Here is an 11,878-nt window from a genome sequence, read left to right as displayed (position 1 = left end):
TCATTCGCTTCTTTTTATTCACTATACAAAAATATCAAATGTATGCAAAACGGCTGACAATAAAATGGTTACAACAGCCATTCCTGATACAAAGCCGACAGCACCAGGAACAAACGGAGGTAATCGTTTAGCAATATAGCTACCGACAGGGGCCGCACTGATTCCTGCTAAAACGGCGATGGTCAGGGAAAGCCAAAAGCCACCACCCATCATTAAAATCACACCAGGAACAATACTGACCAGTGGCATAAATGTTGGATACCAACCTTCTTCAGCGAAATGTTTTCGATAAAGAAAAACACCCACAGCCGAAGCAATCATTTGTCCCATTAAAATGTCAGGAACCAAGCCAGAACCATTTGTAATATGATTAATATTGACAAACCAATCTGCTAAAACGCCTAGAATTACCAAACCTCCAACTAACTCATTTCCATAAAACCAAGCTTCGGAGAAGTCAGCAAAAGTGCGTCGTATTGACCATTGAAAGGTTTGCGTATTTTCAATTTTAGGTTGTTTTTGCCGCTTCTGAGCGATTGGTGCAACAGAAGGAACCATCCAAGGAAGTTGATGACAGATGGCTGAAACAATCCAGCCAACAAAAGCCATTGTGGTAACGTTGGAAACTGTCCCAGGTACATTTAAAAGGGGCATCAATTGCGCATTCAGCCAATTGGCAAACGGAAAGGTGAAAAGCGCACTCAACAGAGAAATCGTTCCTAATTTTTTCCAGCCAGGACCATAAACGAGCGTTAAAGCTGGCGGCGTGCCGACCACCACAATAAATGTTGGTAACCACAACACTTCTTTTGTAAAAAAGCGTGTAAAATCAAAAACATAAATAGTTAAAAAGAGGGAAAGTAGCTGAGAAGCAAGTACCCAAGGCCAAGCACCAGAGCCACCAGCAATTGCAAATCCCTGCCATTTTGAATTTTTCCGATAAAGTTGCCAAGCAATCAGACCGCCGATTAGTAAGAAAAGCGTTGTAAAAAGTCCACCGTAAAATTCCCCTTCCGTGAAGTTCATAACAAAATAGATAAATTTGTAAAATCCCTGCTGATTCACTTTGGTAACTACGTCATTGTAAGGAAAAAAGTTAGACACATGTCGAAAGCCATTCATGATCCAATACAGGAACATTCCCAAAAAAATTTTTACAACAAGAGCTAAAACGGCTTCGTAATTGATCGATTTATTTTTCATATGATCGCTCCAAAAAAAATGACATTTTACTAAGTTTTTGAAATTAGTTTATTTTAGCTACTAAAGCTTTTAGTGCCTCGTTAAAGACATTTGCTGGCGGATTAGTCAATCCAGCGCCAATCATACCAATCCCCGGTTCTTTATGAGCAATAGCAGTATTAATGACAGGCAGCATCCCTGTTTCTAAGACTTTTAAGACATCGATGCCTGAAGGAATCCCCATAAAATCTAAAACAGGAATCGTGACATTGGGATTTTCTTTCGTAGTAATTTCCAGCATTTCTTTTGAATAATTCAATGCTTCTGCCACTGTTCCGCCAACTAATGGGACAATTGCTGGTGCAGCTGCCATGGCAAATCCGCCAACACCATACGTTTCTGTAATAGCACTATCGCCCATATCCAAACCAGCATCTTCTTGTGTGTAACCAGCAAACATCGGACCAATCACCCGTTGGGCAGGCCCCGTAAACCAGTGATTTCCACCAATCCCACTGACACGAATTCCAAATTCGACCCCGTTGCGACACATGGTGGTGACAATTGTACTATTCTCCACATTATGCCCAGCATCTAACGCACATTTAGCGGCACCCATCCAAGTCGGACCAGAAAAATAGTCAGAACTGCCAAGAAATTCAAATACTTCTTTTAATTGTTCACGAGAAAAATCAGTTTGAACCATGTAAGGCGTTAATGCTTGGACTAACAACGTACTTCCAGCTACATTGCGATTATGACACTCATCGCCCATATGCAAGGCTTGCGAAAGCATTAAGCGTAAATCAATGCCTTCTGGACAAAAAGTCATGGCATCATGAAGTAATGGACCTAAAACATCGCGCATCCAAATCAGACGATCCACGACGGATTGATCATTTGCACCAAATCGTAAAACTTTCGCCAATTGTTCACTTAAATTAGTAAAAGCCGTGTTGCCGTACGTTTCATTTTTTATAATATGAACGTACATATTCGGAGAAGTCACGCCAGCCATAGAACCAACGGCATCATGTTCATGACAAGGAGAAAACGTAATCGCGCCAGAACGAGCAACCCGATCGGCATCAGCTAGATCTTTTGCTAATCCTTCAAAAACAAGCGCTCCTTGAACGGCACCTTTCATCGGTCCGCACATATTTTCATAAGTAATGGGTGGCCCAGCATGTAAAATGGTCGTTTCAGTCATATCGGGCATGACATTAATTGCTTTATCAAATCCTACTAAAATAGGTTTTGATTGAATAATGCGGGTAACCGCTTCTTCGTTGGCTTGTTGGATTTTTTCATAAAGTGTTGGATTTTTTAATTGATCCAATAATTTTAATAGCTCTGGGTCACCATTGGCTGGCGGTGCCCAATTTACTTGATGTGAAGGAATCCCTTGTTTTTTCATATCTTCATGAATAAAGTCAATGCCTACATTGATCGTATCTAAAGGCTGTTTAAAAAGATCATTTCTGCTCATGTTCGTTCGCTCCTTTTACAAAAGTTTTGGTGGCTTCGCAAAGTTGATGACTGCTGTCGACAACGAGAACCTCTAAATCTTCTAAAATTTTCCGCTGTTCATGAATATCTTGTGGATCTTCTTCGGTCCCTAAAACATAGCCAATAATGGCTAACTCACGACCATCTGCTTTCGCTATTGCTTTGGCTTCCTTTAACGCCTCCGCTAACACGCCAACGGGATTTTCGTGAGAACCATAACCTAATTCAAAATCTAACGCTAAAACTGCCACTTCAGGATCTTTGGCTTCTTGAAGAATGCGAGTAATCCGAGAAGTCGGATCGATCATTGGATGTGGGCGGCCTTCTGTGAAACGATCATCACCGAAATCAATCAATGTATGTGCTTGGCTGTGGTCAGGATTTGCTAATTGTCGTTCAGGAATTTTATGAATATTACTATAAACATCATCAGAGACTTCTGTTAAAGCATATAAAAGTTCATCACAAAGAGTGCCACCACAGAACAACCCACGAACAAATTTTTGAGAAGGGGCTTGTTGCTGTTGGATGGCTGTTAACGTTGCGCCTGTCGGATTTTGATAGAGGCTGGTTTCCGCTTCCTGTGTTTGACTAAATTGAATCACTTTTTGAACTGCATCCAGAGAAGAAGTAGCAAAAGTGACGTTGTCTATTTTTCGTTCCGTTTGTTCACTGCCGATAAAATAAATAACAACTGGTTTAGTTGAAACAGCTAATTTTTTTAAAATTTTCTCTGTTACTTCTGGAGCAGGCGGTTTAGAAATAAGCAAAATTGCCTTAGTTTGTTCGTCAGCCATTAAAGCATCCAGCCCGTCAAGCATCATCAGCCCACCAATTTCAGCAGACAAATCACGGCCACCAGTACCAATTAATTGTGAAATCCCATAACCATATTTATGGATTTGGACACTAACTTCTTGGCTGCCTGTACCAGAAGCGCCGACAATTCCAATATCTCCTGAACGTACCTCGTTAGCAAAACATAACCCAACGCCATTAATAATCGCTGTTCCACAATCAGGGCCCATCACAAACAGTTCTTTTTCGTGTGCTTTTTGTTTTAACGCTAATTCCTCGTCAACCGTCACGTTATCACTAAAGAGCATGACGTGTTTTTGCTGATCTAAAGCTTTATGCGCTTCTCGTGCAGCAAATTTTCCATTGACAGAAATTACAACTAAGTTGGCATCAGGCTCTTCATGAAGGGCTGAATCTAACGTCTTATAGGTTACTTCAGAAGAAGCGGTTTTCTTTTTCTTTGTAAATAACTCGTCGACTTGCTGTAAAATTTCTTCTGAGTTCGCTTGGTCATCAAGATCTAAAACAATTAATAAATCACCTGTTGTAACATGCTCCAAGGCGGGTGTATATAACCCAACATTCCGAATCACTTCAAGATTCATGTCGGTTCCCATCCCAATCATTGCAGTTTTAACTCCAGCCAGTTCATTGGCTCGTGTTGAAATGGTCATTAAAGTAACTGAATCAAAATAGGCGTTCTCTTTAATTACTGTTTGAATTGTCATGATTATTCTCCTCACAAAATAATTTTAAACCAAAAATAATGCCGCAAAGTATGTCGCTTCCTGAAGTTGAGCCCACCTCCTCTAAAGCTGAAACCGCTTGAGCCATTTCGTTTGTATTTCCACTTTCAATTGATAAAAAAACACGCTGAACTAGTTGAGAAAACCGCTCGTTCACTGCTTCATGGATTTCCGCATAACTGACCGCATTCGTTCGTTCCTTGGCTAGCACAGCCAGCTGTTGGAAATTCGAGGGAAGCTGCTGTAATGCAGAAAAACTAGCAAGTAATCCTGTGATAAAATCATCGCCAGTGGGGGTTAAACCAATCCCCAATCCCAAAATCTTCGTTAAACAATCAAGAGCTATTTTAAAAGATTTTTGCGCCCAAGCTTGTTGAAAATGAACCATTTCTTTTTGAATCTGGGTCCGACTATAAGAATCAAAAAGAAAGGTTGACGGCGAAGCAGGGAAAAGTGCTTGCCAAGGATTGAAACGAGTTTGCTGAATATACGTTAAAAAAATAGCTATCTTTGTTTTACTGGGTGTTAAATAAAGTGACGTTGGTTGCCAAATTTGGGCATCGGCTAGTGTTAATTGTCGTCGGCCTAACCGGATAAACAGGGGCTCAATTTGGACAGGTAAATCAGCGAAATGGCTAAGTTTTTTTTCATCGAGTATAATCGTGTTAGGTGCTATATGTTCGGGATGCGTTGAAATGGTCAAGAGAATTTCTTGGGTGTCTACATGACCATAATTAATAGCGTGCGTAAAACATTGCAAACTAGTCAATGTTTGATGAGGGAGTTTCGATAAAATCGTTTGGTCATAAGCTAAAATTTTTGTCATTCCAACGACCTCCTTTTTAATAGCGCTTTCATGAATTCATAATAAAAGAATCCAGCACGCTAAACAATTGCTAAAAATGACATTGATTTACAAGTTTGAATGGACAATTTGTACATTGGGAGGATAAATGATGTTAAAAGTGAGTGATTTATTAACGTTAGAAGAATTACCTGGCATTACCTTAGTGGCAGGACATAAAAATCAGGACCAACCGATTTTAAAAGTCAATATTTTAGAAAATCCTGATATTTTAGATTGGCTAACAGCAGGTGAGCTGCTGTTAACGACAGGGTACATATTTAAAGATGATCGGAAATTACAGAAAAATTTTTTGAAAGAACTAGCCAAACACCATTGTGCTGCCTTAGGATTTAAAACCCAACGTTATTTTGAAGAAGTTCCACCAGACCTAATCAAACTAGCAAATGAAATGAATGTACCTATTTTAGCAATTCCTTACAACTACACCTTTTCGCAAATTGCTGACGTGTTGAAAAGTCGTGTCACGTTAGAACAATTTGACATGAATGCGCAAGAAACCGCATTGCATAATAAAATTTATCAAATCTTAGAAACGGGAAGTAGCAGTTTTCATTTGCTGCAGGATCTAGCAGAAACCATTCAAAATCCTGTCTTGTTATTGAATGACCACTTTGAAGGAGTTAATTTTTTTGACTTGCCTAAAAACCCAATTCGTATTTCTAGCATTTTAGAAGATAGACAAGAAACCTCAGAGTTCCAAAAACAATTGCTGGAACAAAGTCATCCATTACTACGCTTTTATCAAGAACCGATTCATTTACAGTTGAAACTCTAGAACCAAGTGGTGCCAATTGAAATTTATCCAATTAAAAAGAAAAATGTTATTTTATATTATTTACTCGTCTGGAACACCTTGGCCCCATTACGACCAGTCGACGTGGCTCATTTTAAAATCACAGCTCATTACTTACTTTTACAATTGCAATTGGAATACTCACGGAAATTTGAAGAATACCAACAACGAAACGAATTATTTTTTAAGCTGATTGCGCATGAAAAGAGGGATCAAGCTGTTTTCCAACAATTTCAACAGTATTATCGCTTGACAATAGATAAGCCCTATGCGATTTTGCTAATTTCATTAACCTTAAATGAACGCCAAAGGCAAGAAAAAATGTCTATTTTAGGTAACCAGTTAAACCAAGTTATCTTAGGGGATAAACAAAAAATTGTTTGTATTGAAATTGGTAGTTCCTTTATTTTATTAGTTGAAGATCCACCTGAAAAAGAAGGCGATTATCTGAAAATGATGCAACGCCTAGCAAAAAGCAGCATAAATCAGTTAATGAAAGTACAAGAAGATGTGGAACTTTTCCTAACAATAGGACCTAAGATTCAAGGTCTGACCCAGATTCATGAATCTTATCAACAAGCGATTGACATTTTAGCCTTTCAACGTCAATTCGTTGCAGAAAAACCTGAAATGAGGATTGCTTCCTACGCGAATTTTCATTTTAGACAGACACTACAACGTTATTTTTTAGAAGAAGGACAAGCAACCCTCAGAAAAAAATATCTTCAACCATTGCAGAAAAGTGATCAACAGCAACATACCGACTTTGTCCATACACTGAATGTCTATTTTCAATCAAAACGAAACTTGTCTCAAACAGCCAAAAAGCTCTTTATTCATCGTAATACTTTGTTACAACGATTGGAGAAAATTGAACAGCTAGTGCTGTTGGATTTTGATAAGGAAGTGGACTTGTTGGCGTTGGAAGTGGCGTTGTTTGTGGGAACTTAAGAAGCAATATAAGTGGCGGTTTTTAATTTAATGGAATATATATATAGCTAAAAGAAACGATTATACAAGAAGAATAATTTAATCAATAAAAAATGGCATCTTTATTGAAAAGATGCCATTTTTTATTGAAAAAGTTAGGGTATTTCATTACACTTACACTGTTCCCAATCGTCTCTATACACTATCTGTTTTATATATCAGCAAAAATTACATCATGATACAATAAATAATTTTAACAAAATACACCCTAGAAAGAAGCCCAAAAATGAACCTAACCCATCAAGACTTCAACCTATTCAACCGAGAAATCTTCACATTCAAACAACTCAAAGAGCAACAAACATCAGCAGAAATCGATGCCTTAAAGCAAGTCTACAAGCAACATTGGGAAAAGTGGAAAGCCTTAAACCTCGTCATCGCCCAAAGTTTATCAGCTGAACTCGGCATCACTAAGCCGAAAATCGAAAGCTGGACCAACGGCTGGAATTTACGCAGTCATTTCTGGGCTGCGTATCGCAGTGAGCAACGCCAAGCGGAAAATGCTTGTCTGGCGTTGTTATTAAATAAAAAGCAATTTCAAGTATATTTGATGTTTCAACATTACAAAAGTGAGGAGCGGGCAGGCTCAGTCGTCGCTTACAATCAATTGCTTAATCGTTTAGAAGCTTGGAGTCAAACCATCGACTGCGAAGGCTATTATATTTGGCCGCAGGAGGAGCATGAACTAGTGGACCATTTGCCTTTAAAAGATTATTTAGCAGATGAAAAGCAGCGGAAAATTCTAGAAGAGCGGATAGGCAATCGCTCCTTTCAGATTGGTAAGTTGTGGTTTGCGACAGAAAAGCTTGAAACGATTGAAGAAAAAAGTTGTCAGGCGCTTCAAGAATTAGCACCTCTGTACGTGGCATTACATGAAGAAAAAAACTTCTTTGATTGATTTATTGATCAGAGAAGTTTTTTTCTTCTAGTCATCAACAATTAACTCATTAATAATGGAGAGAAGACGAAAAAAAATTGCGATTTCCTTCACAAAACACCTTATTATCTTTCCGAAAATATGATATCTTTAGAATGGAAATTTCATGAAAAGAGGATGCGAATGTTTAAAAAGTACACACAAATGATAAGGGATGAATTTAAAGGGTATAATCAAAAAAAATTGAAAAAAGATTTCTTGGCAGGTTTGACTGTCGCAGCCGTCGCGTTGCCGTTAGCGTTAGCGTTTGGGGTCTCCAGCGGCGCCACTGCAGCAGCTGGCATGATCACGGCGATTATCGCTGGAATTGTGATTGGAAGCCTTTCGGGTGGGTTTTATCAAATTTCAGGACCAACAGGTGCGATGGCAGCTATTTTAATGTCAATTGCGGCAGTGCATGGTATGCAAGGGATTTTATTGGCCACCTTTTTGGCGGGAATTTTCTTGCTTTTGGCAGGGATTTTGCGTTTAGGGAGCTTGACTTCTTTTATTCCGTCACCGGTCATTACCGGGTTTACTTCAGGAATTGCTATTATTATTGCGTTGGGGCAGCTTGATAATTTCTTTGGGGTTCGTTCAGAAGGACACAATTTAATTGAGAAAATCAGCAGTTATCGTTCATTGGGCTTTGATTTAAGTATACCAACGACGGTGATGTCGATTTTAGTGGTGCTTGGATTAGTGTTCTTTCCGAAAAAGTGGAATGCGATGATACCAGCTTCATTGGTGATGATTATTTTAGCTACGTTAGCAACAGTGGTTTTTCAACTGCCAGTGGCCACTGTAGGGAAAATTCCGACAAGTATTTTTAGTGATACACGTTTGGAACTTGGTTCGCTTCAATTAAGTGCGTTTCAGGATATTTTGGTGCCTTCGATTAGCATTGCTATGTTAGGTATGATTGAAAGTTTGCTTTGTGGCGCTTCGGCTGGTCGCATGACAGGGAAACCATTAGACAGTAATCAGGAACTAGTGGCACAAGGAATTGGCAACTTAATTTTGCCATTTTTCGGTGGCGTGCCTGCGACGGCAGCGATTGCCCGCACGAGCGTAGTAATTAAATCTGGTGCGCAAACACGTTTAGCGGGTATTTTTCATGCAGTCTTTTTATTGTTATCGATGTTGCTTTTATCGCCAGTCATGTCTAAAATTCCCATGCCTGCGTTAGCTGGTGTTTTAGTGGTGACAGCGTGGCGAATGAATGAATGGTCGGTGATTAAAGAATTCTTCCAGAAACGTTTCCACACAGCCTTATGTTTATTCTTTTTAACGATGATAGCGACCGTTATTTTTGACTTGAGTTTAGCGATTGTTTTAGGGGTCTTAGCGGGTTGCCTGTTTTTCATTGCGAAAAGTGCCGTGATTACGATTAATGTCGAGGAAGTTGATTGGTCAAGAATGGGGCTAGTACCGACCGATTGTACGGAAAATTGGGTGGTGGTTTATTTGAGTGGCCCGTTATTTTTCATGTCTTCTGAACGATTGAAACAAACGTTACTACAATTGGAAACAAAAAGTGGTGTAGTATTTTCAATGCGAGGAGTTCCTAGCATTGATAGTACGGCGTTAGATATTTTAGAAGAATTTTGTCTCGCAGCAGAAGGTCGCGGACAACAAGTTCAATTTGCCGCTCTGCAACCAGAAGTTGAAAAAATGATTCAAACCATTCAAGGAAATCAAGAGAAAGAATACCATTTCTCAGTCGCAGAATTTTTACAAACGGTGCATATTGCAGAACAATAAGTCATTTTCAAATAAAATGTTCTATTTTCTATTGCGGGCTTAATGGGTGAAGAAATAAGAAAAATAAGTGGGGACTAAAACAAGTTTCTAGAGAAGTTCCAAAAAAATAATAAAGAGAAAACTTCTAAGTATGAAGTTTTCTCTTTATTATTTTTTTGGTTATTTATTGAATTACTTCTAGCATAACGTCTTTTTGATCATCCGTAACATTGCCTGCGTAGTTAGGAGTGATTAAAGATATTGAACCATTTTTATTGTTGAATAAGTATAAAGTGCCCGATCTATTTTGTTCATCGTTTGAAGAAATATTAGTTCCTAAAATTAACTCTGTATTTACTTTAACGGTGCGAATACTGTTATCGCCCGCTGAAAATATTCTAATCTCTTTTGTAGGAATTGTATTTATAGATAGGTCATATTTATTAATGGCTTCTTTCACTTGACCATTTTCAGCCCCAAACAATTTAGTTCGGAAGGTAGCAGTTGGTGTTGAATTTAAGTTCTCTAACGTAATTGAAGTTGGCACATTCATTCCTTTAAAATTAAATACGAGTGGATTGTTTAAACTACTAAGATCGACAGCATAAGGTGTTGCTTCTAAAGAATTTGCTTCTTCGACATTTGTAGATACTTCATTTTTAGACTTTGCCGAAGTTTGAGTGGTGCTGGAACTTTCAGAAGTTTCTTTTAGTTTATTACTAGAGCTTGTTTCTGTGCTAGAACTGTAATGATTAGTACTGCTTTTCATTGATGTTGTTCTATTAGTAGAATTTTCTTGTTTTTTAGGTTCATTCGCTTTCTGAGAACTACAACCTGTTAAAAAAATAACTAAAATAACACAAACTAATTTTTTCATACTATTCCTCCTATAGACGCTATAACTAATTTTATCGTACTTGTTAATATAACAAAAGGAATAATTATTTTATTTTCATGAATGCTCCAATTGTTTAAATCTGTAGTTTTTATACTTATTTTTGTTGCATTTACAACAAAAATAAGTTAAAGTAATGACAATCATAAAATATTAGCGAAAGGAAGTGTCCTAGTGACAGATATTTTAAGAGAAATTGGCATGATTGCGCGGGCCTTAGATTCAATCAGTAATATTGAATTTAAGGAATTATCTTTAACACGAGGACAATATCTTTATTTGGTCAGGGTCTGTGAAAATCCTGGGATTATCCAAGAAAAGATCGCCGAACTGATTAAAGTTGATCGAACCACAGCGGCGCGGGCGATTAAGCGTTTGGAAGAACAAGGCTTTATTTATCGTCAAGAAGATGCAAGCAACAAAAAAATTAAGCGGATTTATGCCACAGAAAAAGGGAAAAACGTTTATCCAATCATTGTGCGCGAAAATCAACACTCGAATCAAGTGGCTTTGCAAGGCTTGTCAGAAGTGGAAATTTCACAATTGGCAGAGTACTTAGTCCAGATGCGTAAAAATGTCAGCGAAGATTGGGAATTTGTCAAAAAAGGGAACACACGAAATTATTAAGGAAAGGACGACTGGTCGATGGGAGAAATAAAACAATTAACAATAGAGGATGCACCAGTGTTACAAGAAATCAGCATTGAAACATATACAGATACTTTTGGACCGTACAATACGCCAGAAAATATGCAAGCCTATTTAGTAGAAGCCTACAATTTAGAAAAATTACAAAAGGAATTAGCTAATCCCCACTCTGACTTTTATTTTATCTTGGTCGATAATCAATTGGCTGGCTACATGAAATTAAATCGTGAGATGGCACAAACGGAACCGATGGGGTCAGAAAAGCTCGAGGTTGAGCGATTGTATATTTTGCCTGCGTTTAAAGGAAAGAAGCTGGGAACACAATTGTTAGAACTGGCGGAAGAAAAAGCTCGTGAATTTGGTAAAAAAGCACTGTGGCTAGGTGTCTGGGAACACAATGATGCGGCGCGGGCATTTTATAAAACAATTGGCTACCGCTATTACAGTCAACATTCATTTTTTATGGGAGACGATGAACAGACGGATTTTATTTTGTTAAAGGAATTATAGCAAGAAAATTTAGAAACAAAGATTTCTGATAAAATCAGAAATCTTTGTTTATTTTTTTGATTAAAATTAAGCATTTTTTTATTTTCAAAATGTTATTTTTTAAAACGTAAAAATTGAAAAAGAAGATTTTGAATCTGTGAAAAGTTGTCGATCTTGTGAGAAAACTCTTTTGTCAGTGTCTTTTTTCAGGATGGGTCTCTTCCTGAAAATCCACTTCAGTTTATCTGTTTTGTGTGTGTTTGATTAAAAAATGTTGTGTTGGATTTCATTTAAATGTATA

General features: G+C 38.0%; 9 protein-coding genes and 1 pseudogene. 5 read left to right on the top strand and 5 right to left on the bottom strand.

Annotated elements, in window-relative coordinates:
- Positions 1 to 21: 21 nt before the first annotated feature.
- The 4 genes from IGJ41_RS12265 to IGJ41_RS12250 are packed head-to-tail and all read right to left on the bottom strand — an operon-like array spanning position 22 to position 5,061.
- Positions 22 to 1,203: a hypothetical protein gene (locus tag IGJ41_RS12265; RefSeq protein WP_002381125.1), complete on the bottom strand. Its 1,182-nt coding sequence runs from the start codon at positions 1,201 to 1,203 to the stop codon at positions 22 to 24.
- 43 nt (positions 1,204 to 1,246) lie between these two features.
- A complete protein-coding gene (locus tag IGJ41_RS12260) occupies positions 1,247 to 2,671 on the bottom strand; it encodes a DUF1116 domain-containing protein (protein WP_002355045.1) in 1,425 nt (474 codons plus the stop codon).
- Complete coding sequence (gene fdrA, locus IGJ41_RS12255) at positions 2,658 to 4,217, bottom strand: acyl-CoA synthetase FdrA (protein ID WP_025186696.1); 1,560 nt, start codon at positions 4,215 to 4,217, stop codon at positions 2,658 to 2,660. Before fdrA ends, IGJ41_RS12260 begins: the two co-directional genes overlap by 14 nt.
- Positions 4,195 to 5,061, bottom strand: a complete 867-nt coding sequence (locus IGJ41_RS12250) for a DUF2877 domain-containing protein (RefSeq protein WP_156210196.1) — start codon at positions 5,059 to 5,061, stop codon at positions 4,195 to 4,197. Before IGJ41_RS12250 ends, fdrA begins: the two co-directional genes overlap by 23 nt.
- 127 nt (positions 5,062 to 5,188) lie before the next feature.
- Between IGJ41_RS12250 and IGJ41_RS12245 the strand changes: the two are divergent.
- From IGJ41_RS12245 to IGJ41_RS12235, 3 genes and pseudogenes are all read left to right on the top strand, one after another.
- Positions 5,189 to 6,847, top strand: a pseudogene (locus tag IGJ41_RS12245) (PucR family transcriptional regulator).
- A 265-nt stretch (positions 6,848 to 7,112) separates the two neighbouring features.
- Entirely contained in the window at positions 7,113 to 7,784 is a 672-nt protein-coding gene (locus IGJ41_RS12240; protein ID WP_156210198.1) for a glucose-6-phosphate 1-dehydrogenase family protein, read from the top strand.
- A gap of 120 nt (positions 7,785 to 7,904) precedes the next feature.
- The gene (locus IGJ41_RS12235) at positions 7,905 to 9,566 is read left to right on the top strand and encodes a SulP family inorganic anion transporter (protein ID WP_173963722.1); all 1,662 of its coding nucleotides are present in this window, start codon (positions 7,905 to 7,907) and stop codon (positions 9,564 to 9,566) included.
- 163 nt (positions 9,567 to 9,729) lie between these two features.
- Here the strand turns inward: IGJ41_RS12235 and IGJ41_RS12230 are convergent, their stop codons facing one another.
- The gene (locus tag IGJ41_RS12230; RefSeq protein WP_173963723.1) at positions 9,730 to 10,422 is read right to left on the bottom strand and encodes a hypothetical protein; all 693 of its coding nucleotides are present in this window, start codon (positions 10,420 to 10,422) and stop codon (positions 9,730 to 9,732) included.
- Between the two features lie 192 nt (positions 10,423 to 10,614).
- Here IGJ41_RS12230 and sylA point away from each other — a divergent pair, with 192 nt between their 5' ends.
- The gene (gene sylA / locus IGJ41_RS12225) at positions 10,615 to 11,067 is read left to right on the top strand and encodes a transcriptional regulator SylA (RefSeq protein WP_113794613.1); all 453 of its coding nucleotides are present in this window, start codon (positions 10,615 to 10,617) and stop codon (positions 11,065 to 11,067) included.
- Between the two features lie 18 nt (positions 11,068 to 11,085).
- A complete protein-coding gene (locus IGJ41_RS12220) occupies positions 11,086 to 11,598 on the top strand; it encodes a GNAT family N-acetyltransferase (protein ID WP_156210200.1) in 513 nt (170 codons plus the stop codon).
- Positions 11,599 to 11,878: the final 280 nt, after the last annotated feature.

The organism is Enterococcus sp. DIV1537a, assembly GCF_051712085.1.
Lineage (GTDB): Bacteria > Bacillota > Bacilli > Lactobacillales > Enterococcaceae > Enterococcus > Enterococcus faecalis.
Note: the sequence above shows the minus strand (reverse complement) of the source record. Positions and strands in the feature narration are given on the sequence as shown.